Source organism: Paenisporosarcina sp. P5_A11, from assembly GCF_056400705.1.
Map to the genome: position 1 here is coordinate 1 of NZ_JBFUKT010000015.1, position 24,956 is coordinate 24,956.

General features: G+C 37.5%; 20 protein-coding genes. All 20 read left to right on the plus strand.

The genetic code is table 11. The features are described 5' to 3' along the window. Nucleotides 1–147 precede the first annotated feature (147 nt). The 20 genes from citZ (at nucleotide 148) to thrS (ending at nucleotide 24,743) form a co-directional block, all read left to right on the plus strand. The gene (gene citZ, locus AC1DOS_RS04800; RefSeq protein WP_477536571.1) at nucleotides 148–1,263 is read left to right on the plus strand and encodes a citrate synthase; all 1,116 of its coding nucleotides are present in this window, start codon (nucleotides 148–150) and stop codon (nucleotides 1,261–1,263) included. Between the two features lie 131 nt (nucleotides 1,264–1,394). Next, on the plus strand, nucleotides 1,395–2,663 hold the full coding sequence (gene icd, locus AC1DOS_RS04805) for an NADP-dependent isocitrate dehydrogenase (protein ID WP_108585351.1): 1,269 nt from the start codon (nucleotides 1,395–1,397) through the stop codon (nucleotides 2,661–2,663). Nucleotides 2,664–2,740: 77 nt separating this feature from the next. Next, nucleotides 2,741–3,679: a malate dehydrogenase gene (gene mdh, locus AC1DOS_RS04810; protein ID WP_477536572.1), complete on the plus strand. Its 939-nt coding sequence runs from the start codon at nucleotides 2,741–2,743 to the stop codon at nucleotides 3,677–3,679. Nucleotides 3,680–3,989: 310 nt separating this feature from the next. Continuing rightward, on the plus strand, nucleotides 3,990–4,466 hold the full coding sequence (locus AC1DOS_RS04815; protein ID WP_108585349.1) for a MaoC/PaaZ C-terminal domain-containing protein: 477 nt from the start codon (nucleotides 3,990–3,992) through the stop codon (nucleotides 4,464–4,466). Nucleotides 4,467–4,519: 53 nt separating this feature from the next. Next, nucleotides 4,520–5,230 carry a response regulator transcription factor gene (locus tag AC1DOS_RS04820; protein ID WP_477536573.1) on the plus strand — a complete coding sequence of 237 codons (711 nt, stop codon included), beginning with the start codon at nucleotides 4,520–4,522 and terminating at the stop codon, nucleotides 5,228–5,230. Beyond that, on the plus strand, nucleotides 5,227–6,771 hold the full coding sequence (pnpS, locus tag AC1DOS_RS04825; protein WP_108585347.1) for a two-component system histidine kinase PnpS: 1,545 nt from the start codon (nucleotides 5,227–5,229) through the stop codon (nucleotides 6,769–6,771). The genes AC1DOS_RS04820 and pnpS overlap by 4 nt, the downstream gene beginning before the upstream one ends. Before the next feature lie 221 nt (nucleotides 6,772–6,992). After that, on the plus strand, nucleotides 6,993–7,952 hold the full coding sequence (hflK, locus tag AC1DOS_RS04830; protein WP_477536574.1) for an FtsH protease activity modulator HflK: 960 nt from the start codon (nucleotides 6,993–6,995) through the stop codon (nucleotides 7,950–7,952). Further along, nucleotides 7,952–8,935 (plus strand): protease modulator HflC, encoded by a 984-nt coding sequence (hflC, locus tag AC1DOS_RS04835; RefSeq protein ID WP_477536575.1) that lies wholly within the window; start codon nucleotides 7,952–7,954, stop codon nucleotides 8,933–8,935. Before hflK ends, hflC begins: the two co-directional genes overlap by 1 nt. A gap of 799 nt (nucleotides 8,936–9,734) precedes the next feature. Continuing rightward, nucleotides 9,735–12,359: a DNA polymerase I gene (gene polA, locus AC1DOS_RS04840; RefSeq protein WP_477536576.1), complete on the plus strand. Its 2,625-nt coding sequence runs from the start codon at nucleotides 9,735–9,737 to the stop codon at nucleotides 12,357–12,359. A 12-nt stretch (nucleotides 12,360–12,371) separates the two neighbouring features. Beyond that, on the plus strand, nucleotides 12,372–13,244 hold the full coding sequence (gene mutM / locus AC1DOS_RS04845; RefSeq protein WP_477536577.1) for a bifunctional DNA-formamidopyrimidine glycosylase/DNA-(apurinic or apyrimidinic site) lyase: 873 nt from the start codon (nucleotides 12,372–12,374) through the stop codon (nucleotides 13,242–13,244). 15 nt (nucleotides 13,245–13,259) lie between these two features. Continuing rightward, nucleotides 13,260–13,850: a dephospho-CoA kinase gene (gene coaE, locus AC1DOS_RS04850; RefSeq protein ID WP_108585344.1), complete on the plus strand. Its 591-nt coding sequence runs from the start codon at nucleotides 13,260–13,262 to the stop codon at nucleotides 13,848–13,850. 126 nt (nucleotides 13,851–13,976) lie between these two features. Beyond that, entirely contained in the window at nucleotides 13,977–14,999 is a 1,023-nt protein-coding gene (locus tag AC1DOS_RS04855) for a glyceraldehyde-3-phosphate dehydrogenase (protein ID WP_108585343.1), read from the plus strand. A 215-nt stretch (nucleotides 15,000–15,214) separates the two neighbouring features. Next, a complete protein-coding gene (speD, locus tag AC1DOS_RS04860) occupies nucleotides 15,215–15,598 on the plus strand; it encodes an adenosylmethionine decarboxylase (RefSeq protein WP_108585342.1) in 384 nt (127 codons plus the stop codon). A gap of 118 nt (nucleotides 15,599–15,716) precedes the next feature. Then, a complete protein-coding gene (gene nrdR / locus AC1DOS_RS04865) occupies nucleotides 15,717–16,184 on the plus strand; it encodes a transcriptional regulator NrdR (protein ID WP_108585341.1) in 468 nt (155 codons plus the stop codon). A gap of 18 nt (nucleotides 16,185–16,202) precedes the next feature. Then, nucleotides 16,203–17,600, plus strand: a complete 1,398-nt coding sequence (locus tag AC1DOS_RS04870; protein WP_477536578.1) for a replication initiation and membrane attachment family protein — start codon at nucleotides 16,203–16,205, stop codon at nucleotides 17,598–17,600. After that, on the plus strand, nucleotides 17,584–18,525 hold the full coding sequence (gene dnaI, locus AC1DOS_RS04875; RefSeq protein ID WP_108585339.1) for a primosomal protein DnaI: 942 nt from the start codon (nucleotides 17,584–17,586) through the stop codon (nucleotides 18,523–18,525). The genes AC1DOS_RS04870 and dnaI overlap by 17 nt, the downstream gene beginning before the upstream one ends. Nucleotides 18,526–18,895: 370 nt before the next feature. Further along, the gene (locus tag AC1DOS_RS04880) at nucleotides 18,896–19,984 is read left to right on the plus strand and encodes a Fe(3+) ABC transporter substrate-binding protein (protein ID WP_477536579.1); all 1,089 of its coding nucleotides are present in this window, start codon (nucleotides 18,896–18,898) and stop codon (nucleotides 19,982–19,984) included. Between the two features lie 71 nt (nucleotides 19,985–20,055). Next, on the plus strand, nucleotides 20,056–21,687 hold the full coding sequence (locus AC1DOS_RS04885; RefSeq protein ID WP_477536580.1) for an ABC transporter permease: 1,632 nt from the start codon (nucleotides 20,056–20,058) through the stop codon (nucleotides 21,685–21,687). 1 nt (nucleotide 21,688) lies between these two features. Beyond that, nucleotides 21,689–22,432, plus strand: coding sequence for an ABC transporter ATP-binding protein (locus AC1DOS_RS04890; RefSeq protein WP_477536581.1), 744 nt, complete (start codon nucleotides 21,689–21,691; stop codon nucleotides 22,430–22,432). Nucleotides 22,433–22,820: 388 nt separating this feature from the next. Continuing rightward, on the plus strand, nucleotides 22,821–24,743 hold the full coding sequence (gene thrS / locus AC1DOS_RS04895) for a threonine--tRNA ligase (RefSeq protein ID WP_477536582.1): 1,923 nt from the start codon (nucleotides 22,821–22,823) through the stop codon (nucleotides 24,741–24,743). Nucleotides 24,744–24,956: the final 213 nt, after the last annotated feature.

The following is a 24,956-nucleotide window of genomic DNA, read 5'->3' on the forward strand; positions in this document are numbered from 1 at the left end:
AGCGTTTTCATTCACAATTAAGTCAAAATTGATTATAATGTCATTGTAAGCGATATAAATAAAAGGTTCATATGAGCAGATGAGCCATCATTCTGCGTTTTTTTTGTGTGGCATGATGAATTTCAAACAGAAGAAGGAGCGATATACATGACATCAACTAAAGGTCTAGAAGGAGTAGTAGCTACTCAATCAGCAATCAGTTCGATCATTGATGACACACTTACATATGTTGGCTATGATATTGATGACTTAGCAGATCATGCAAGTTTTGAAGAAGTAATCTACTTGCTTTGKCATCAACGCCTTCCAAAGGCAGCAGAATTAGCTGAACTTAAACAACAATTGGCAGATAACATGGCTGTACCACAAGAAGTATTAAACCACTTCAAAACGTATCCAATTGAAAAAGTTCACCCAATGACAGCTCTTCGTACATCTGTTTCTATGCTAGGATTGTATGATGAAAATGCAGAAGATATGTCTGTAGAAGCTAACTACTTGAAAGCCATTCAACTTCAAGCAAAAATGTCGACTTTAGTAACAGCATTTGCTCGTGTTCGTAAAGGACAAGAACCTATCGCACCGAAAAAAGATTTAAGCTATGCAGCGAACTTCTTATATATGTTAAGTGGTGAAATTCCAGCGGCTATTGAAGAAGAGGCGTTCAACAAAGCATTAGTTTTACACGCTGACCATGAATTAAATGCGTCAACATTTACAGCGCGCGTATGTGTAGCAACATTATCAGATGTTTATTCTGGTGTAGTTGCGGCACTAGGTGCTCTTAAAGGTCCCCTTCACGGCGGAGCAAACGAGCAAGTTATGAAAATGTTAACGGAAATTGGTTCAGTTGATAATGTTGATTCTTACATCAACGAAAAACTAGCAAACAAAGAAAAAATTATGGGCTTCGGTCACCGTGTATACCGTAAAGGGGATCCACGTGCAAAACACCTTCGTGAAATGTCTCAAAAATTAACAAAACTTCGCGGAGAAGAGAAATGGTACGAAATGTCAATTAAAATTGAAGAAATCGTAACAGGACAGAAAAATCTTCCACCAAATGTTGATTTTTACTCAGCATCTGTCTACCATTCTCTAAATATCGATCATGATTTATTTACACCAATCTTTGCTGTTTCACGTGTATCAGGCTGGTTAGCTCACATTTTAGAACAATATTCTAATAACCGTCTAATCCGTCCACGTGCAGAATATATCGGACCTGGTATGCAAAAATATGTACCAGTAAACGAGCGTTAAAATTTTAAATAAACATAAGTAGGGCTGGACTTTCAGCAGTGTTTATTCAAGAAACTAGAAATAGTATTCTGATTGAACGTAATTGTTAAAAGTACATGCCCTATGATTATGCCTATAGGAGGAAATTATTCATGACAAACGGCGGCAAAATTACAGTTGAAAATGGTGCACTAAACGTACCAAATAATCCAATCATTCCTTTCATCGAAGGAGACGGTATCGGTCCTGATATCTGGGCTGCGTCTGCACGTGTATTAGAAGCTTCAGTTAACAAAGCTTACAACGGTGAGAAATCTATCGTTTGGAAAGAAGTTTTAGCAGGTCAAAAAGCATTCGATCAAACTGGCGAATGGTTACCAACAGAAACTTTAGATGTAATTCGTGAATATTTAATAGCAATTAAAGGCCCTCTTACTACACCAGTTGGTGGCGGTATTCGTTCATTAAACGTTGCGTTACGTCAAGAATTAGATTTATACACTTGTTTACGTCCTGTACGTTACTTTGACGGTGTTCCTTCACCAGTAAAACGCCCTGAAGATACTGACATGGTTATTTTCCGTGAAAACACTGAAGATATTTATGCTGGAATCGAGTTCGCTGCAGGAAGTGACGAAGTTAAAAAAATCATCGCATTCTTACAAAACGAAATGGGTACTAAAAACATTCGTTTCCCTGAGACTTCTGGTATCGGGATTAAACCCATCTCAGAAGAAGGTACTAAACGCTTAGTACGTGCTGCACTTACTTACATCATTAAAGAAGGTCGCGAGTCATTAACACTTGTTCATAAAGGGAACATCATGAAGTTCACTGAAGGAGCTTTCAAAACTTGGGGTTATGAAGTTGCGGAACAAGAATTCGCTGAACAAACATTCACATGGAACCAATATGATCAAATTAAAGCTGACCAAGGTGCAGAAGCTGCAGATAAAGCGCAAGCGGATGCTTTAGCAGCTGGCAAAATTTTAGTGAAAGATTCGATTGCTGATATCTTCTTACAACAAATTTTAACTCGTCCAAGCGAATTTGATGTTGTTGCAACAATGAACTTGAACGGTGACTATATTTCTGATGCACTTGCTGCACAAGTTGGCGGTATTGGTATTGCACCAGGAGCAAATATTAACTATTTAACTGGACATGCTATTTTTGAAGCTACTCATGGTACTGCTCCTAAATACGCTGGTTTAGATAAAGTGAACCCATCATCTGTTATCCTTTCAGGTGTATTAATGCTTGAACACCTTGGCTGGAACGAAGCAGCTAAATTAGTAATGGACTCTATGGAGAAAACAATTTCTTCTAAAGTTGTAACTTATGATTTTGCTCGTTTAATGGATGGCGCTACTGAAGTGAAATGTTCTGAGTTCGCTGACGAACTTATCAAAAATCTTTAATCGACATTAAGTAAAACACTATGTTTAGAAAGAGGGCTTATGCCCTCTTTACTTATGAACAAAGGGAGAGTTTTCTGATGACATTGAAGCGTAAAAAAATTTCAGTAATCGGTTCTGGCTTTACAGGTGCAACAACAGCATTCCTTCTTGCTCAAAAAGAATTAGGGGACGTTGTTTTAGTTGATATCCCACAAATGGAAAATCCAACTAAAGGGAAAGCGCTAGATATGTTAGAAGCAGGTCCTGTACAAGGATTTGATGCAAACATTACTGGTACTTCTAACTATGAAGATACGAAAGACTCGGATATCGTTATCATCACAGCTGGTATTGCACGTAAACCTGGTATGAGCCGTGACGATTTGGTTCAAACAAACCAAAAAGTTATGAAAATCGTTACAGGTGAAATCATTAAACATTCTCCAAATACAATCATTATTGTATTAACAAATCCAGTAGACGCAATGTCTTACACAGTATACAAAGAATCTGGTTTCCCGAAAGAGCGCGTAATTGGCCAATCTGGAGTTCTTGATTCAGCACGTTTCCGCACATTTGTCGCACAAGAACTAAACTTGTCTGTTAAAGACATCACTGGTTTTGTTCTTGGTGGCCACGGTGACGACATGGTTCCTTTAGTACGTTATTCATACGCAGGTGGTATTCCTTTGGATACATTGATTTCAAAAGAACGCTTAGCTGAAATTGTTGATCGTACACGTAAAGGTGGAGCAGAAATCGTAAACCTTCTTGGTAACGGATCAGCTTACTATGCACCAGCAGCTTCTTTAGTTGAAATGGCTGAAGCCATTCTAAAAGATCAACGTCGTGTATTACCATCAATCGCTTATCTTGAAGGTGAATATGGATTAGACGGAATTTATCTTGGCGTACCTACAATTTTAGGTGCTGGTGGGATAGAAAAAATCTTTGAACTTGATTTAACTGAGTCTGAAAAAGCTGAGCTAGACAAATCAGCAGCATCAGTACGTAACGTAATGGACATTCTAGCATAATGTTCTAAGGCTAAAGATGCGACGTCCTGTCGCAACGCCTTCATGACCCACGTTCTGTGGGCCTAAGAGGAAAGTGCCACTTTAGCTCGACTCCGACGGTGGAAGAAACGAATCGAAAACTTGTTTTCGAATGAGTTTCTGAAGCGGAGGTGCGAGTTGGCGCTTGTAGCTAGACAAAACGTAAAGCGGAAAGTGCCACTTAGTGCTTGAAGCAGACATAATTGAGATCGAGTAGGAAATCCCTGCTCGATTTTTTTTGTACTTATTGATACTATGAAGGTAGAACATGAACAAAAGGGGGGGACATCTGATGCTACTCGGAAAGAAACGTAAACTAGGCCGAAAAGTCGAAGATATGTCAGTGGGAGAAAAGCTGAAACTAACAGAGAAAATTGAAGACAAGGATTTACTTTTATATTTAGGATTAACCAACGATGGCAACCCATTGTATATTCAACATGATTTTGCCTCTCAAACTGTATATGAAAAACCAATTGTTCCTGCTATCATGCTTACAGGAATCGTGACCTCAGCCGTCTCGAAATATTTACCAGGACCGGGTTCGCATATTGTTGAACAACATTTAACCTTCCCAAAACCTGTGTACCACTACGCAACGATAGATTTCCTGTTACAAGTTATTTCTGTTGATGTCGAGAAAAACTTGGTAGAAATTGAAGTACATGCAACCAACGAAGCTGGAGATACCGTAATCGAAGGGAAAATCACTTCAACTCCACCGCGCTTAGAAAATCACTTAACATCTCAATCAATGGATAATTTCTAAATAGCTCATTCGGTTTAAGATGGGGGTTTTAAATCGATTGTGGAGGCAAATACATGACAAAGAAAATTCTAGTAGTAGATGATGAAAGTTCAATCGTAACATTGCTTCAATATAACTTGGAGCAAGCGGGATACACTGTACTAACGGCGAGCGATGGGATGGAAGGCTATAACGCGGTACTTGAAAGTAAACCTAATCTCATTGTCCTTGACCTGATGCTTCCTAAAATGGACGGCATGGAAGTTTGTAAAGCATTGCGTCTGCAGAAAATCAATACACCTATTATTATGTTGACTGCTAAAGACGATGAATTTGATAAAGTATTAGGACTCGAATTAGGTGCGGACGATTATATGACTAAGCCATTTAGTCCTAGAGAAGTAACAGCTCGTGTTAAAGCAGTTTTAAGAAGATCTACAGCCACAATTGAAGAAGTACCTCTAAATGCAGATTCGTCTTTTGAATATGGTTCACTACGAGTATATCCAGATCGTTTTGAAGTTTTCTTACGAGATCAATCATTAGAATTTACTCCGAAAGAATTTGAATTGCTTGTGTACTTGATGGAAAATAAAAACCGTGTGCTCACTCGTGATCAGCTACTAAGTGCTGTTTGGAACTATGATTTCGCCGGAGATACACGAATTGTCGATGTTCACATTAGTCATCTCAGGGAAAAAATCGAAGAAAATAGTCGAAAACCGATTTTTATTAAAACAATTCGAGGTATAGGGTACAAATTTGAGGAGCCAAAAGTGGTATGAAATCGCTTCAAGGAAAAATAGTCATGACCTTTACAATAGTAGTGGGTTCCATATTAGCTGGCTTAGGTATTATATTAAGTCAGCTTTTTCCTGTATATGTGGAAGAATCGGTCCGATCAAATGCTGTTAAAAAAGCAGATGAAATTTCATTGGTTTTCCAGCAATCTAATATCAGCTTAACCGATGACCAAAAAGATGAAATTACGAACATTCTTTCAAATGACCATTTGGGTAGCGATTTTAATGATGTTCGCCTACAGCTGTGGAAAGTATTATTGATTGTTTTACTAATTGCATTTGTCATTACCATCGTTTTTACGTATCGACTGACTAAGCGCTATGCACAACCTATTGATAATGTTACAGAGGTCGCAATAGAACTTGCTAAAGGTAATTACAGAGCTCGAGCGTATGAAGATGATTCACTGAGTACCGCACAACTTAGTACTTCAATCAATATACTTGCTCGGAATTTACAAGATTTGTTTAAAGTCCGTGAAATGGAAAAGGAACGATTAAAAACACTCATTGAAAACATGGGTAGTGCACTAATGATGATTGACCGTGATGGGCAAATTAGCATTGTTAATAAACCTTTTGTAGATCAATTTGATTTCAGTTTGCAAGAGGTGCAAAACCAATTATTTAAAAGCGTGGGGTTACCTGAAGAGCTGAAGAAGTTTATTGATTATGTGTTTTTAATGGAATCTTCTTCTCGTAAACAATTGACTCTAGTCATTCAACAAGAACTTCATCATATGGAAGTATACGGAGCACCAGTCATTGGGGAACACGGTCGCTGGCTAGGTATTGTGATTGTCATGCATGATATTTCGGATTTAATACGACTCGAACAAATTCGAAAAGATTTTGTAGCTAACGTATCCCATGAACTACGCACTCCGGTTACTTCGATCAAAGGTTTCTCTGAAACGCTAATTGATGGGGCTATGAATGATGAGAAAACATTGCTAAGCTTTTTGGAAATAATCAATAAAGAAAGCAATCGATTACAGATGTTAATAGAAGATTTACTTGAACTCTCAAAAATCGAGCAACATGGTTTTTCTGTAGAGTTCTCTGAAACTAATTTACGCGAAGTCATGGTACGTGCAGCAGAAATGACAAGCCCAAGTTTAGACGAGAAAAATATGACATTTGTCGAGAATATGGAACGAAATGTAATCGTTGACGGAGACATGAATCGTCTCATTCAAGTGGTCATGAATTTGTTAACAAATGCGATCACCTATTCTACAGAAAACACGTCTGTCCATTTGTCCCTTCATGAAAGCGATACTCATGGCATCATCATTATTCGTGATGAAGGAATCGGTATGGATAAAAAAGAGATTCCACGAATATTTGAACGGTTTTACCGTATTGACCGTGCGAGAAGTCGCAATTCAGGCGGAACTGGTCTGGGTCTTGCGATAGTCAAACATTTAATTGATGCGCATCATGGGCGGATTTTTGTTGAAAGTGAGCCTGGTTTCGGGACTCAATTTAAAATACTTATTCCTAAAAAACAACCATCTTAACATGTTCTTTACAAGTACTTCATAATAAGTTCATAGTGCTTTGTTAAGCTACTTATGAAACCCCCTAAAACCGCATTTAGTAGAAAAAAGAGTTCTCATTGAGGACTCTTTTTTCATGTTCAGTGTTTGTTAAGAATTCTGTGAAATCAAAGTTGTTGAAACTAACTAATTCGCTTTAATATACGTATCAACAGTTATAGAACAAAAAAGGGGATATATAGATGAGTGTTAAACGAATATTAACTATTACATCTTTTGCTATATTTGGAGTCATTGCACTTATTGCGATTTTTACATCGTGGTATACAGTTGATGAATCTGAACAAGCGGTGGTTGTTACATTTGGTAAAGCAGAAGATCCCATTTTGGAATCAGGTTTACATTTTAAACTGCCTTGGCCAATGCAAAAAGTAGAAATCTTATCGAAAGAAACATTTAGTCTAAAATTTGGATATAAACAATCGCCGGACGGGGAAATTGTGTCATATGATAACGAAACAAAAATGATAACGGGTGATGAAAATATTGTATTAACTGATTTAGTTGTTCAATGGAAAATCACTGATCCTAAAAAGTATTTATTTAATGCACAAGCTCCTCAAGAAATACTACATGATGCCACTTCAGCTTCTATTCGTTCCATTATTGGCAGTTCCATAATTGATGAAGCCCTGACGTCTGGGAAAGCAGATATAGAAGCGCAAACAAGAGACTTACTCGCTACACTTATTGAGAAATATGATATAGGAATTTCTATCTTAGGAGTCAAACTGCAAGATGTTGAATTACCGAATGCTGAAGTACGCTCTGCTTTTACAGCAGTTACGGATGCACGTGAAACAAAAAACACGAAAACAAATGAAGCTAAGAAATATCAAAACCAACGTGAAAGTGAAGCAATAGGTGAAATCTCAGCTATTAATTCACGTGCTGAAGGTCAACGCACGGCCCGTATCGAACAAGCACGTGGTGAAGTTGCCGTTTTTGATAAACTTTATGCGGAGTACCGAAACAACCAAGAAATCACAAGACAACGACTTGTGATTGAAACTTTAGAAACAGTTTTGCCTAATGCCCAAATTTACATCATGAATGATTCAGGTGAAACAGTGAAATATTTACCTCTTCAACAACCTACACAAGCTCCACCAGTCACAAGTGAGAAAGGGGACGGAAACTAATGGATAAGAACAATCAAAGTCCATTCCAAAGCCTCGAACAAAGATTTAATGCCCAGTTTAAAAAGACCAATAAAGTTCCTAAAACTAGAGAACCCTTAAATCTTAAAAAACACCTTAAAACAATTATGACCTTCACGATAATTTTTGTTGCGTTAGTCATTTTTCTAGCAAATGTTTATGTGGTAAAAGAAAATGAATTTAGAGTCGTCCGTCAATTTGGAGAAGTCGTTGAAATACGATTTGATCCCGGTATTTATATGAAAATCCCGCTTGTCCAAAGTGTTACAACGTTGCCTCGATATCAAATGACGTACAATGTTTCAGAAGCGGAGATCAACACTAAGGATAAAAAGCGTATTATCATCGACAATTATGCTGTATGGCGTATTACCAATCCTAAAGACATGATCACCAATGCAGGGACTCAAATAAGTGCCGAATCTCGAATGGAAGAGTTTATTTATTCAGTCGTTCGTACTGAGCTTGGTCAACTGGAATATGATGAAATTATTAATGACGAAAATACCTCGAGGGGCAGTTTAAACGATCGTGTTACTATTCGAGTAAATGAATTATTGAAAGCTGACAAATATGGAATTGAAGTAGTCGATGTTCGAATGAAACGAACAGACTTACCACCGGAAAATGAGCAATCTGTATATACACGTATGATTTCAGAGCGTCAATCCATTGCACAAAAATATTTATCTGAAGGTGATGCAGACAAACGGACAATCGAGGCTTCTACCGATCGTAAAGTTCAAGAAATGGTTGCAATCGCTCAAAAAGAAGCATCGATTATTACGGCTGAAGGAGAATCAGAGGCTGCAAAAATCTACAACAAATCATTTTCAAAAGACCCAGAGTTTTACGCTCTTTATCGAACTCTCGAATCTTATAAGAAAACGATTGGTGAAGATACGATGATTATTCTTCCATCAGATTCTCCTTACGCGAAAATTCTATCAGGCTATTTAGAATAGCAATCAGAAAGAAGCATCTCTTAATGAGGTGCTTCTTTTATTTAGGATTACAACAGAATTAAGGTTTCTTTACGTAAATATTCGGCCGAAGATGCTATTTCGACCTTCCTGCTTTTTTATTTTGCTAAGTTTAAGAATACTGTCTATATTAAAAAGAAAAAAGAGTACATTTGCGGCTAGCGCAAATGTAAGATAGACGACAGTATAGTTTAAATTAGCATTTTATAAAAAAAGAGGGAATCAGCTCCCTTTCCGCGGACGAACAGGCAAGCTCCTCACTCGTACCTCGCTGTGGGGTCTTGCCAGCCCGTTTTTCCGCAGGAGTGTCGCAGATTTCTTTACTATCCAAACACAATTTAAATGAGCCTATAGAAAAGCTATTTAAAAGAATGCTGTTGATAATGAAAAACAAACGAAAGAGTACATTTGCGGCTAGCGCAAATGCAAGATAAGCAATAGTTTACTTTAACAGAACCTTATTCTTTAAACCAATGTGCGGTAGGGATGCACCCTTAAAGCAATCGACCAGCTTTATCTTCAGGTTACTTATAAGGCAATGATGTATCGATTCCAACTTGCAGCGCAATTTTTCCAACTTGGACCCCGAAAATTCCAACTGAGCGATCGCTCACCGCAAATTCGAGCTTTATGCTGAAGATTTCTGCAAGTGGTCTCTAGCTCATCCGTTCAAATCTTAATGAAGTTAGTCATAGCAAGGGACGTCATTTTCTTTTCATCTACCTTACATGGTAATATGAAGGAAGATGACGTTTTTTACGAATAGAGGAGTGGAAAAGTTTTGAGCAAAAACAAAGTTTTATTACTAGATGGGAATAGCTTAGCGTATCGAGCATTTTTCGCGCTTCCATTACTGACAAATGAACACGGAATACATACAAATTCTGTTTATGGGTTTACTATGATGTTACAAAAAATAATAGACGAAGAACAACCAACTCATATGCTAGTTGCATTTGATGCAGGAAAAACTACATTCAGACACACGACGTTTGGGGAGTATAAAGGTGGACGTCAAAAAACTCCGCCCGAGCTTTCTGAGCAGTTTCCTTACTTACGTAAGCTTCTTACAGCGTATCAGATCCCTCAATACGAGCTCTCGATGTACGAAGCGGATGATATTATCGGAACGCTGAGTAAACAGGCTGAAGCAAAGGGAGAAGAAGTAATTATTGTCTCTGGTGATAAGGATTTAACTCAACTTTCTTCAGATACAACAACTGTTTACATTACTCGTAAAGGCATCACTGATATGGAGAAATATACACCAGCTCATATTCAAGAGAAATATGGGATAACACCTAATCAAATTATTGATATGAAAGGCTTGATGGGCGATTCTTCAGATAATATTCCAGGTGTTCCTGGCGTCGGAGAAAAAACAGCGATTAAACTATTAATGGAACATCATTCTGTTGATGGTGTTTATGAAGGCATCGATCAGCTAAAAGGAAAACTGAAAGAGAAACTAGAAGCCAATGAAGAACAAGCGAAGATGAGTAAAATACTGGCAACAATCGAAACAGAGGCACCCATTACAATTGGCCTCGATGATTTATCGTATAAAGGACCTGACATGGAAGAAGTCATTAAAATTTGGCAAGAGTTGGCCTTCAAGTCGCTACTTGAAAAAACGACGTATGCACAAGTAGAAGAAGTAAAGTCTGAAATAACATTTACTCAGTTGACCGAAATAACGGACGAGAATTTGTCTGATGAAATGGCTGTTCATTTAGAGTTATATGATGAACAATATCATACTGCTGATATGTTAGGTATTGCACTTGTTGATGACAAACATGCTTATTTCATCAAGGTCGAAGATGCATTTGCATCAGAATCATTCCGTACGTGGCTAGCCGATGATAGTAAGAAGAAAAGATTAGTTGATTCAAAAGCATCACTTGCAGCGTTTCACCGAAACGATGTCTTGCTCGATGGAGTTGAATTCGATTTTGTCCTAGCTGCATATATCGTTAATCCAGCAATAACGTCTGACGATGTCGCGGTATTATCTCGCGAATTCGGTTACGGTGATGTATTTACCAATGAACAAGTATACGGAAAAGGAGCAAAAAAATCGGTTCCATCTGATGCAGAGTTAGGTGAACATATTGTTAGAAAAGCAATGGCTGTTTGGAATTTGAGAGCAGTAATGGATCAAAAATTAAAAGACAATGAACAATACGAACTTTATCAAGAACTTGAGTTACCATTGGCAACCATTCTAGGAAAAATGGAGTCTGATGGTGTGAAAGTGGACCGTCAAACTCTTGTTGATATTGGTGAAGATTTAGCTGGAAAGTTAACGGAGATTGAACAAACGATTTATCATGCAGCTGGAGAGACTTTTAATATTAATTCACCTAAACAACTAGGTGTCATTTTATTTGAAAAACTAGGACTTCCTGCATTGAAAAAAACGAAGACAGGTTATTCAACTGCCGCAGACGTTTTAGAAAAATTAGAAGGCAAACATGAAGTGATTTCACATATTCTGTTGTTCCGTCAATTAGGGAAGTTACAGTCTACGTATATCGAAGGATTATTGAAAGAAATTCATAAAGATGATGGTAAGATTCACACGAGATATCAACAAGCTCTCACGCAAACAGGACGTTTAAGTTCAACCAATCCGAATTTACAAAACATTCCTGTGAGACTAGAAGAAGGACGCAAAATTCGTAAAGCGTTTGTTCCTTCACAACCAGGTTGGGTTTTATTTGCTGCAGATTATTCTCAAATCGAGCTGCGTGTTTTAGCACATATGTCAGATGATGAAGAATTAATCGACGCTTTCCGAAACGACTTAGATATTCATACAAAAACGGCAATGGATGTTTTCCACGTGGAAGCTGATGCTGTAACGTCTGACATGCGTCGTGCAGCTAAAGCAGTAAACTTCGGAATTGTTTATGGAATCAGTGATTATGGATTGTCACAAAACTTATCTATTACACGTAAGGAAGCTGCTGAATTTATCGATCGTTATTTAAAGAGCTTCCCAGGTGTTAAACAATACATGGATGATATCGTTCATGATGCTAAGAAATCAGGATTTGTTACGACGATTTTAAATAGAAGAAGATACTTGCCTGATATTACAAGTTCAAACTTTAATTTGCGAGGTTTCGCTGAACGGACGGCAATGAATACACCTATTCAAGGGAGTGCCGCGGATATTATAAAGAAAGCCATGATTGATATGGCTGCTCGTTTAGAGAAGGAAAATTTACAAGCAACTATGCTACTTCAAGTACATGATGAATTGATTTTTGAAGCACCTCCAGAAGAAATTGCGATATTAGAAAAGATCGTACCTGAAGTGATGGAACATGCGATTGAATTAAAAGTGCCACTCAAAGTGGATTATGCGTATGGTCTAACTTGGTACGATACGAAGTAAGGGGGCAAAAAAATGCCTGAATTACCAGAAGTCGAGGGAGTCGTAAATGCTCTTAAACCTGTAGTGACTGGAAAAACCATTGAAGGAGTCACTCTTTCCGCAGTCTTAGAAGTGTCCCGTAAGGCGGGGAAACAAGCAATCATCAAAGGAACCGAGCTCGCTGATTTTCAGCAAGAACTAGCAGATGCAAAAATTATTCAAATAGTAAGAAGATCAAAGTATATCTATTTTCATTTAGAGAAAAATCACCAGAGTAAGTTATTAGTGAATCATCTAGGAATGTCTGGGGCGTGGTTTTATGTTCACGAAACGCATGAAATTTCAGAAGAAAAATTCAGAAAACATATTCATGTGATATTTAAACTAAATGACGGCATGTTGTTGGTATATGCAGATATTCGCAGGTTTGGCGAAATGCGTTTACTTGAATCAGAAGAACAATTCCCCCCATTATTACTAATGGCTCCTGAACCGTTCGATTACTCGGCACTTGACCATTTTCTAGACTTGACTAAGCTTGTTAAATACCAAAACAAGTCTATAAAAGAAGTGATTATGGATGGGCAAGTTATTTCTGGATGTGGCAATATTTATGCTACCGAAGCATTATTTCGAATGCATATTCATCCAGCGAGAAAAGTAAATCGTATAAGTCAAAAAAGACTTTCTGAACTTTTTGAAACAGTAGTCGTTGTATTAAATGAAAGTATTTTGGTTGGTGGGAGCTCAATATCAGATTATCGCAACATCAATGGTGAAGCGGGCAGTATGCAACATAGATTACAAATGTACGGCAAGAAACAATGTCCACATTGCTTAGTCCCTACAAAACAACGAGTGCTAGGAGGACGAAACTCTTGGTACTGTCCTTCATGTCAACGATAAGAGGGTGAACATACAATGATTATAGGATTAACGGGAAGTATTGCGAGTGGTAAAAGCACGATTTCAGCCATGTTAAAAGATAAAGGATATCCGATAATCGATGCTGACTTAGTAGCTCGATTAGTCGTAGAACCAGGCACATCAAATTTACAAGAAATTGAGCGTGAATTTGGATCTTCCGTAATAAATAAAGATGGCACATTAAATCGGGAAGCTCTGGGTAAACTGATTTTTAACGATCCAGCAAAAAGAAAACAATTAAACGACTTGATGCATCCAGCAATTCGAAGCGAAATGTTTCGCCAGCGTGATGAACATTTGAAAAGCGGTCAGAAAACCTTGATTATGGATATCCCTCTCCTTTTTGAGAGTAGACTGCAACATTTCGTTGATAAAATACTAGTAGTATCTGTAACCGAAGAAATGCAATTGCAACGATTAATGAATCGGAATTCTCTTTCTAAAGACGAAGCAACTGCAAGAATTCAGTCTCAATTACCAATTTCTGAAAAAGAAAAAGGTGCCGATGCGGTCATTTATAATAACGGCACTATTGAACAATCAAAGGAACAATTAGAACGAATATTGACTGAGTGGGACATATAATGTCCCACTTTCTGAAAAATAGAACATTTCTATATTGCCAACTTTAGGTTTATCTTAATTTAAAATGTGTTATACTAATTTAAGAATAAAGACTAAAAGTAGAACATACTTGTAGGAGGATTTTTAATGCCAGCTTCTATCGCTATTAATGGTTTTGGCCGCATAGGTCGTATGGTTTTTCGTCAAGCTATTCTTCAAAATGATATAAATGTAGTGGCAATTAATGCTACATATCCACCAGAAACATTAGCACATTTGATTAAGTATGACACAAATCACGGGACGTTTTCCGCTGATGTTATAGTTGAAAAAAATGCATTAATCGTAAATGGTAAACGAGTGCAATTGGTAAGTGACCGCGATCCATTGAAGTTGCCTTGGAAAGAAATGAACATTGATATTGTTATTGAAGCAACTGGGAAATTTAATGAACGTGAAAAAGCAGCATTGCATTTACAAGCAGGGGCTAAAAAAGTAATTTTGAGTGCACCTGGAAAAAATGAAGACATAACAATTGTAATGGGTGTAAATGAAGATCAATTGAATATTGAAAAACATGATGTCATATCTAATGCAAGTTGTACGACGAATTGTCTAGCTCCGGTAGCAAAAGTATTGAATGATACATTTGGTATTGAAAATGGTCTTATGACAACTGTACATGCGTATACGAATGATCAAAAGAATCTTGATAATCCACATAAAGATTTACGACGTGCACGAGCTTGTGCACAATCAATAATTCCAACATCTACGGGTGCTGCGAAAGCGCTGTCATTAGTGTTACCTGAGTTAAAAGGTAAACTTCACGGTCTTTCACTCCGTGTGCCAACACCTAATGTTTCACTAGTTGATCTTGTAGTGGATCTTCAAACAGATGTAACAGTTGAAGAAGTAAACGCTGCATTTATTGAAGCTTCTAAAGGTGCTATGAAAGGGATTCTTGGATTTACAACTGAACCGCTTGTATCTATTGATTTCAATTCTGATCCACACTCTGCAATTGTGGATGGATTAACGACAATGGTCATCGGATCACGTAAAGTTAAAGTCCTTGCTTGGTATGACAATGAATGGGGTTATTCAGCTCGTGTAATTGATTTAACGAAAAAAGTTGGAGCAGCTCTAAAGGATAGAGTAATCGTATAAATAAGAATCCTTCCTGCTATTTTAACAGCAGGAAGGATTTTTTTCGTAATCTATTGCAATGTTGTTGAATACATCATATAATGTGAATCGTGTACTTTTAAAATATACACTGACTGCTTAAAGGGTTAGGACCTCTCTGGACTAACTTTCCCCCGTGGTAGTCTACTTTGATGATTCATCAAAAAATAATAACTTATCAAAGGGGGAAACGAACCATGGAAACAATGGGGCGTCATGTTATCGCAGAACTTTGGGAGTGCGAATTTGACAAATTAAACGATGTGAATTTCATCGAACGAACATTTGTTGAAGCAGCACTTAAATCAGGAGCAGAAGTACGTGAAGTAGCATTCCACAAATTTGCACCACAAGGTGTAAGTGGAGTCGTGATTATTTCTGAATCACACTTAACGATTCACAGCTTCCCAGAACACGGTTACGCAAGTATTGATGTATATACATGTGGCGATTTAGATCCAACAATTGCTGCTAAATATATTGCTGATGCACTTGGATCACAGACGCGTGAAATGACAGAAATTCCACGCGGTATGGGTCCTGTTACAGCGAGCAAACCTCTCGTAACAGCACATGCATAACACATAAACTGTTAAATGAGTAAGCAGAGGACGATATTCCTCTGCTTTTTCGATTTTTATGAATAATATTTGTTATAATAAGAACATTAACGAAAGCCTTAACCCAGGAGATTAAAATATGAGATGTCCAGCTTGCCAATATAACGGAACACGAGTCGTGGATTCTAGACCAGTTGACGACAATAAAGCAATACGCAGAAGAAGAGAATGTGAGGATTGTGGATTTCGCTTTACTACATTTGAAAAAGTAGAAGAAATGCCATTAATTCTAGTTAAAAAAGATGGATCACGAGAAGAGTTTAGCCATGAGAAAGTAATACGTGGTCTTATTCGTGCATGTGAAAAGCGTCCTGTATCTCTTGATATGCTTGAGGGAGTCGTATTCTCAATTGAAAAAGAGTTGCGTCGCATAGGAAACTCAGAAGTGAAGTCAGAAGATGTTGGCGAAATGGTCATGGACCGGTTAGCGAAAATTGATGAAGTGGCTTATGTACGTTTTGCGTCAGTTTACCGTCAATTTAAAGACATCAATGTGTTTATTGACGAACTAAAAGACTTATTAAAGAGAAATCCAGAAAACAAGTAGAAAGGAACAGGATGTTGTATGCAACTTTTATTTAAAGAACTTCAACCAGTAGATAGCTTCATCATCCAAATGCCTTATCCACTTGCTGATACAGATCGTCAACTCGTCACAATGTTGTACAAACCAATCATTGGCTCTGATGCTATGAGTCTATACTGCACTTTGTGGGCAGAATCCGAGAGCCATATTTCGGAACAATTATCACATTATTATTTAATGGATGTCTTGAACATGTCATTAAAAAAAATATTTGATGCACGTGTAGCTCTCGAAGCGATTGGTTTAATGAAAACATGGAAAAAAGATGATCATGACAAACGCATGTTTATATATGAAGTAGTTGCTCCGCTGGATGCCGCTTCGTTTTTCAGCGAGCCGATTTTGGCAACTTCCTTATATAGCGTAATTCATGAAAAAGCGTATATACGTGTCAGAGAAAGATTTGTGAAAAAACAAGCTCAACAAAGCGGCTATGAAAACGTCTCAAGAGATTTACAAGACGTCTTTAAAAGTAATCATGATTATACAAAACTTGGACATGTGTTTGATCCAGACCAAATGGAACAACCAAGTCGACCGAATAAATTACCATTTTATTCAATGGATTTTGATTTCGATTTATTAAAATCTGGATTATCTGAGGTAATGATTCCTTCAAGTGTTCTTACTTTATCGGTAAAAGAGTTAATTGCGAAAGTGGCTTTTTTGTATTCATTAAATGCTATTGATATGCAAAAAGTATTAATGATGGCTATAGATGATCAAAACCGTGTTACAGAAGAACGATTGAAAAAAACAGCAGCTGATTATTACAAGCTTTCGATTTCTTCAAAGCCACCTAGACTTACTCAAAAGCTACCTCAACAAAATAAAGTCGAAACACAAAATTTAGTGCTGTCTAAAGACCAATCCTTAATAAAATATTTAGAAGATACACCACCTCTAGAAGTGTTGCGTGACTTATCTAATGGTAAAGAACCGATGCCAGTGGAAGTTGACTTAGCCAACGAGCTTATTTTTAAATATAGTTTTCCACCTGCAGTCGTCAACGTGTTATTGCAATTCGTATTAATTCGCGCCAAGATGAAACTAAATAAGAATTACGTGCACAAAATCGCAGCTCATTGGCAACGTGAAAACATTCAAACGGCTGAGCAGGCCATTGAGATATCTAGGAAAGAACATGATCAATATCTGGATTGGCAAAATTCAGCGAAGACAGCAACACCGTACAAACGCAAAAATGTGCGTGATGAGAAAGTGCCTGAGTGGTTTTACAAAGCGAAAGAAACTCGCTCAACTAAACAATCAGTTGAGAATGAAGTAACCGAAGATTGGGAAACCAAAAAACAACAGTTGCTTGAGAAACTCGGTGTAAAAGAGGGGCAGGCGAAAACTAGTGGAACCAATAAGTGATACTTTAAAGCGTGTCGTTAATGCAGATGCATTTACAGAGCGATATGAAAAAATGAAATCAGAGATTCTAGAAAATCGTGGAGTTCAAGCATTTCTAGCAGAAAATGCAGAAGTTGTGAACAAAGGGATGGTTGACCGTGGTCTCGGGAAATTATATGAGTATACAACACAAAATCATGATTGTGAAACATGCGAAAACGTAGCTAACTGCGAAAACATCATGAAGGGCTATGTTCCTCAATTAACAATTATTCGTGGATTAATTGATCTTGACTATGCCAGATGTCGACAAAAAATTGTTGAGGACGAGCGTCGTGAAGTGTCTGCAATGATTTCAAGTATGCACATGCCAAAAGATGTGTTGAAAGCAAGACTTGCTACTGTTACTTATGATCACAATACTCGAGTTAATCTAGGAACAGCTGCCAGCACATTTATGGAAGAACTTAAAACAACAGGACAATTGCCTTCAAAAGGATTTTATATTTATGGAGAGTTTGGTGTCGGCAAATCCTATGTATTAGGTGCGCTAGCCAATGAGCTCGCTGAACAAAAAATTAAAACTGTTCTCGTTTATGTCCCGGAATTTTTACGCGAAATGAAGCATGCCATACAAGATCAATCACTTCAAGAGAAAGTCGATTATGTTAAAAAAGCTCCTGTTCTTATGCTTGATGATTTGGGAGCAGAAACATTATCAACTTGGACTCGAGATGAAATTTTGGGTACGGTACTGCATTATCGAATGGCTGAGAATTTACCTACGTTTATCACTTCGAATTTTGATTATGATGGATTAGAAGAACACTTAGCATATTCCGGAAAAGGGGAGCGGGAGCTAGTTAAAGCCGCTCGTATTATGGAAAGAATCCGTTCGATAACCATACCAATGCGTTTAAGTGGGAAAAACAGAAGAGATGGATAAGAGGGAACATAAAAAACAACCAGACGATTGCAGTCTGGTTGTTTTTTTGTGGGAGAAAATGGACGAAAGGGAATAAAACTCTGTTGAAAAGGAATAAAGGGTTGTGAACGGGAACAAAACCTCTGTTAGCGGGAATAAATGCATCTTGAATAGGATTAAATCAAATTGAGCAACAATAAACTTAAAGAGCACTTCACATCACTAGATTCAAATAGGAAACTAAGTATAGTTTGCACTTTAATTATTCCGAATAGTACGAATATGAGCAATGGTGCAAAGAATCATTGACAATATCGACAACACATTTATAATTGAGATTGAGAATCGTTTTCAGTTGCGATTTAATACATATCAAAGGGAGAGACATCCAGTGAAAAAGGCATTATTTCTAGTTTTAGCTTTTGCCCTACTTGTTTTATCAGCTTGTGGCAACGATACAACAACCACTAAGACCACATCGAACAAGGAGTCAAAAGAAACAAAAGAAACAACAGAAACAAACGAAAGCAAAGAAGTAAACCTATATACGGCACGTCATTATGATGTAGACGATGAGCTTTATGCGAAATTCGAAGAAGAAACAGGCATTAAAGTTAACGTCATTAAAGGTGAAGCAGATGAATTACTTGAACGTATTAAACGTGAAGGCGATGCTACTGAAGCAGATTTATTCCTTACTGCTGATGCAGGACGTTTATACCGTGCTAAAGATGACGGGTTATTGCAAGCTGTCTCAAGTGACAAATTAGACGAACAAGTTCCAGCTAACTTCCAAGATAAAGATCAAATGTGGTACGGTTTAACAAAACGTGCTCGTGTCATTATCTACAATAAAGAAACAGTAAAACCTGAAGAGTTATCGACGTATGAAGCACTAACAGAAGATCAGTGGAAAGGTCGCGTCTTGATTCGTGGGTCTGAAAACGTGTATAATCAATCTTTGTTAGCATCTTTCATCGAAATTAACGGAGAAGACAAAGCTAAAGAGTGGGCTGCAGGTCTTGTATCAAACTTTGCACGTGATCCTGAAGGTGGAGACAGAGACCAAGCAAAAGCAATTGCAGCGGGTGTTGGTGACGTAGCAATCATGAATACGTACTACTTTGGTCAAATGTTAAACTCTGAAGATCCAGAAGAAGTAAAAGTGGCTGAAGGCTTAGGCATTTTCTTCCCGAACCAAGACACAACAGGCACACATGTAAACGTAAGTGGCGCTGGTGTTGTAAAAACGTCTAAAAATAAAGACAATGCAATTAAACTTCTTGAGTACTTATCAGCTCCAGAAGCTCAAGGTACATTTGCAGAAGCAAACTATGAATACCCAGTAAATGAATCAGTTGAAGCAACTGAATTACTTAAATCATGGGGCGAATTTAAAGAACAAGATATTTCATTATCAGTTCTTGGTGATAACAATGCAAAATCAATTTTAATCTTTAATGAAGTTGGTTGGAAATAAATAATATAAATGCCCTTGTTACGAGTTTTCGTGACAAGGGATTTCTTGGGATTAGAAGAGGTGTTTGAAACGTGCAAAGAAGACTGGCAAATGTAAATGGCTGGACAGTATCAGCTGCAATCATTATGATTCTATTGTTTTTGCCGAACATAACGATAGTTACGGGAATTTTTTCACCATCCAATGAAAACTGGGCACATATGAAAGAATTTGTTCTAGGGTCTTTTATACGAACGTCTCTCATTCTAATTAGTGCAACTGCTATATTAACAATCTCTATTGGATTAAGTTTAGCGTGGCTTATCACTCAGTATCAATTTCCTTTACGCGGCTTCTTAAAATGGGCATTGATTTTACCTTTATCAATTCCACCATTTATCGGAGCTTATACCTATCATGGCATTGTTAACTACACGGGTGTAATTCAAACAACACTGAGAGATCAATTTGATATGGTCCTGAATCCAGCCCATTTTGATATCATGAATTTGCCTGGTGCAATATTTATTTATACGATGTTTTTATATCCGTATGTTTATACAATTACACGTGTTTTCTTGTCACAACAATCAGCTTCTCTCATTGAAAGTGCTCGAATGTTAGGGAAAGGTCCTTGGCGTACATTTTTCCAGGTCGTTATTCCGATTTCAAGAGTATCCATTATTGGTGGTGCAAGTTTAGTTGTGCTTGAAGTCCTAAATGATTATGGTGTCGTCAAATATTTCGGCATTCAAACATTTACGACGGCGATTTTTCAAACTTGGTTTGGACTAGGTGATATTGAATCATCAATTAAGCTTGCCGCATCCCTAATGGGGTTTGTCATCTTCATTTTAGTTATTGAAAAAGTATTACGTGGAAGACGTCAATACAGCTACTCCACAACAAAAGTGCGACCTCTACCACTTATTCAGCTAAAAGGATGGAAAGCAGGACTCGCAACTACTTATGGATTGATGATTTTGAGCTTAGGTTTCTTTATTCCAATCGCTCAATTGATTGATTGGATGATTTTAACGTTTGGAACAATTCCGATGGATGAATTTTTAACCTATGTGAAAAATTCAGTTTTAGTTGCTGGAATAAGTGCAACAGCAATAATCATTTTCGCGTTAATCGTTGGTAACTTTAGTCGTTTGGTACAAGGGAAAGTGGCGAAATTATTGCCCAAGCTTTCAATACTTGGTTATTCTATACCAGGAGCGGTAATAGCTGTGGCCGTTGTCACTGCATTTATCGCATTGGATCGCTTTTTAGTACCCTTGTATCAAATGATAGGTATTACAACAACACTGGTATTAAGTGTAAGTTTAATTATGTTAATTTCTGCATACATAATAAGATTCTTTGCGATAGGTTATAATTCCATTGAATCTGGATACGATAAAATAGGAACTGACTTCCGTGACGCTTCAAGACTTTTAGGTGTAGGCGTGACGAAAACATTTTTCAAAGTTGATGTTCCAATGTTAAAAGGTGCCATTATTAGCGGATTTATATTAGTCTTCATTGATATCTTAAAAGAAATACCGTTAACATTAATATTGCGTCCGTTTAATTTTGATACTCTTTCTACAAAAGCATTCCAATATGCAAGTGATGAAAAAATTATGGAAGCTTCACAAGCTTCGTTATTAATTGTCGGTATTAGTGCCCTTGCCATTGTTGTTTTCTATAAGTTTCTTGAAAAGGAGCCGGATTGACATGTTTATATCCATTCAAAATGTTTGTTTCTCATATCCAAATACAGGAAAACCAGCACTTGACCAGTTTTCAATGAATATTGAAAAAGGGGAAGTGATTTCAATATTAGGCAGAAGTGGTAGCGGGAAAAGTACAATTTTACGCCTTCTTGCTGGGCTTGAAAAACCAACACAAGGTTCCTTAACGATACAAGATGAAGTGTTATTTGATGGCAATACATTTTTACAACCAGAAAAACGAGGAATTGGCATGGTATTTCAGGACTATGCATTATTTCCACACATGACGGTTGGAGAAAATATTCTGTTTGGGTTATTTCAATTGAAAAAATCAGACAAGAAAAAACGACTCCAAGAAGTTTTGGAACTAGTTGAACTTCAAGATTATGAAAAACGCTATCCACACCAGCTAAGTGGTGGTCAACAGCAACGTGTCGCTATAGCACGTGCAATTGCGCCGAATCCACATTTAATTTTACTTGATGAACCTTTCAGTAATCTGGATGCCGAACTACAAGTGAAAATCCGCAAAGACTTACGTGAAATCCTGAAGAAAGCAAACATTACTTCTATCTTCGTTACCCATGATGAAAATGATGCTCATGCTTTAGCTGATCGTATTGTTAAATTGAAGGATGGGTGCATTGACTTAATCGGACGACCTTGTGACTTGATTGGTATTCATCCACATCCGGTCCCACGAGTAACACCTATGATCGAAGAACGTGAATTAATGTCTGTTTAATTTCAATTTTCTGTTGCATTTAATTTCATGCAAGAGTAGAATGTCAACATAAGAATAATGAAATGCCAAGAAGAGGACAACGATAGTCTGTACGACTTTTTAGAGAGAGAAGCCATGGCTGGAAGCTTCTTAAGTACGATAGTCTTTTTACCACCTCGGAGCAGCAACAGTGAACGAATTAATGTAACTGTTGACGGTAACGGCCCGTTAGCCGGCTCAAAGCTTCATCTTTTTAGTCCTGGACTGAAGAGAAGGAAGAAGGGTGGAACCACGAACTCAAACCTCGTCCCTTTCATAGGACGGGGTTTTTTGTGTTCATTTTTTTAATAAATGGTAAAACTGAGGGTTCAATATTTTTTGAACTACATCTAAAAAGGGAGTGTTCAACATGTCAGAGACAATTCAACTGAAGTTTCCAGATGGTGCGATAAAGGAGTTTCCAAAAGGCACAACAACTGAAGACGTAGCAGCATCAATTAGTCCAGGACTTCGTAAAAAAGCATTGGCTGGTAAATTAGATAACCAACTTGTCGACTTAAAAGCTCCACTTGAACAAGATGGAGAAATTGCCATTGTTATGCCTGGATCAGACGAAGCATTAGAAGTGTTACGTCATAGTACAGCTCATTTATTAGCCCAAGCTGTTAAACGCATATTTAAAGATGTTAAATTAGGGGTTGGTCCAGTTATTGAAAATGGATTCTACTACGACATCGATTCACCAGAACCAATCACAAAAGAAGATTTGTTAGTTATTGAAAAAGAAATGAAAAAAATCATTAATGAAAATATAGATATAGTTCGTCATAATGTGTCTCGTTCTGAAGCATTTGATAAGTTTAAAGAAGATGAATATAAAGTTGAGTTATTGGAAGCTATTGCTGAAGATGATCAAGTATCTATTTATGAACAAGGTGACTTTTTCGACTTATGCCGTGGAGTACACGTGCCTTCGACAGGTAAGTTAAAAGAATTTAAATTATTGAGTATCGCTGGTGCATACTGGCGTGGGAACAGCGACAATAAAATGTTGCAACGTATTTACGGAACTGCATTCTTCACTAAAGAAGAGCTAGCAGCACATTTACAAATGCTTGAAGAAGCAAAGGAACGTGACCACCGTAAAATCGGTAAGGAACTCAATTTATTCATGAACTCACAAAAAGTTGGGCAAGGCCTTCCAATGTGGTTACCAAAAGGCGCAACAATTCGTCGTATCATCGAACGATATATCGTCGATAAAGAAGTGAAACTTGGTTATGACCATGTCTATACTCCAGTAATGGGTAGCGTGGAATTGTACAAAACTAGCGGTCACTGGGATCACTACCAAGACGATATGTTCCCGGTCATGAGTATGGATAATGAAGATCTAGTTTTACGACCAATGAACTGCCCGCATCATATGATGATTTTCAAAAATGGCATCCATTCATACCGTAACTTACCTATGCGTATTGCTGAGCTTGGTACAATGCACCGTTATGAAATGTCCGGGGCATTATCTGGACTTCAACGAGTTCGTGGGATGACATTAAATGATGCACACATTTTCGTTCGTCCGGATCAAATTAAAGACGAGTTTAAACGTGTCGTTCAATTAGTTATTGATGTTTATAAAGACTTTGACATTAATGAGTATTCATACCGTTTGTCTTATCGTGATCCAGAAGATAAAGAAAAGTATTATGATGATGAAAATATGTGGAACAAAGCACAAAGTATGCTTAAAGAAGCAATGGATGAACTTGGTCTAGATTACTTCGAAGCTGAAGGTGAAGCGGCGTTCTATGGTCCTAAATTGGATGTTATGGTCAAAACTGCAATTGGTAAAGAAGAAACATTATCAACTGTACAACTCGACTTTTTATTGCCTGAAAAATTTGATCTGTCGTACATCGGAGAAGATGGAAAACAACATCGCCCAGTCGTAATCCATCGTGGAGTCGTATCAACTATGGAACGTTTTGTAGCCTTCCTAATTGAAGAATACAAAGGAGCTTTCCCAACGTGGTTAGCGCCTGTTCAAGTTCAGGTTATTCCGGTTTCAAACGAAGTACATTTTGATTATGCAAAAGATATCATCGGAAAACTACAAGCTGCCGGTTTGCGTATCGAAATGGATGATCGAGAAGAAAAACTGGGGTATAAAATTCGAGAAGCCCAAATGCAAAAAATCCCGTACATGCTTGTAATCGGCGACAAAGAAATGGAAAGTGGTTTTGTCAACGTTCGTAAATACGGAGAACAAAACTCTGAAAGTATTTCATTTGACGAATTCCTATCACGCATTCAACAAGAAATTAACTAATAGTGGTTGACAGTTTAATATGGACATGATAAAGTTATTAAGGTTAATGAATACAAAGTTTGTGGTATAAGTAGAGGCTGCCCGCTTCTCACCTGATTGACACTAGAAGTAGTTGACAGGTCGACACACGATTAAACGTAACGTACTGTAATGTACTTGCATATATCGGCGGGCGGACATTTACTTTTGTAAATGCCCGCTCGTTTTTTTATT

Excerpts from the sequence above, each read along its gene's own strand:
- AC1DOS_RS04855 (WP_108585343.1), top strand. The coding sequence starts at position 13,977 with ATGCCAGCTTCTATCGCTATTAATGGTTTTGGCCGCATAGGTCGTATG.
- AC1DOS_RS04870 (WP_477536578.1), top strand. The coding sequence starts at position 16,203 with ATGCAACTTTTATTTAAAGAACTTCAACCAGTAGATAGCTTCATCATC.
- thrS (WP_477536582.1), top strand. The coding sequence starts at position 22,821 with ATGTCAGAGACAATTCAACTGAAGTTTCCAGATGGTGCGATAAAGGAG.
- AC1DOS_RS04815 (WP_108585349.1), top strand. The coding sequence starts at position 3,990 with ATGCTACTCGGAAAGAAACGTAAACTAGGCCGAAAAGTCGAAGATATG.
- speD (WP_108585342.1), top strand. The coding sequence starts at position 15,215 with ATGGAAACAATGGGGCGTCATGTTATCGCAGAACTTTGGGAGTGCGAA.
- mutM (WP_477536577.1), top strand. The coding sequence starts at position 12,372 with ATGCCTGAATTACCAGAAGTCGAGGGAGTCGTAAATGCTCTTAAACCT.
- pnpS (WP_108585347.1), top strand. The coding sequence starts at position 5,227 with ATGAAATCGCTTCAAGGAAAAATAGTCATGACCTTTACAATAGTAGTG.
- hflC (WP_477536575.1), top strand. The coding sequence starts at position 7,952 with ATGGATAAGAACAATCAAAGTCCATTCCAAAGCCTCGAACAAAGATTT.
- icd (WP_108585351.1), top strand. The coding sequence starts at position 1,395 with ATGACAAACGGCGGCAAAATTACAGTTGAAAATGGTGCACTAAACGTA.
- coaE (WP_108585344.1), top strand. The coding sequence starts at position 13,260 with ATGATTATAGGATTAACGGGAAGTATTGCGAGTGGTAAAAGCACGATT.
- AC1DOS_RS04820 (WP_477536573.1), top strand. The coding sequence starts at position 4,520 with ATGACAAAGAAAATTCTAGTAGTAGATGATGAAAGTTCAATCGTAACA.
- hflK (WP_477536574.1), top strand. The coding sequence starts at position 6,993 with ATGAGTGTTAAACGAATATTAACTATTACATCTTTTGCTATATTTGGA.
- mdh (WP_477536572.1), top strand. The coding sequence starts at position 2,741 with ATGACATTGAAGCGTAAAAAAATTTCAGTAATCGGTTCTGGCTTTACA.
- nrdR (WP_108585341.1), top strand. The coding sequence starts at position 15,717 with ATGAGATGTCCAGCTTGCCAATATAACGGAACACGAGTCGTGGATTCT.
- AC1DOS_RS04890 (WP_477536581.1), top strand. The coding sequence starts at position 21,689 with ATGTTTATATCCATTCAAAATGTTTGTTTCTCATATCCAAATACAGGA.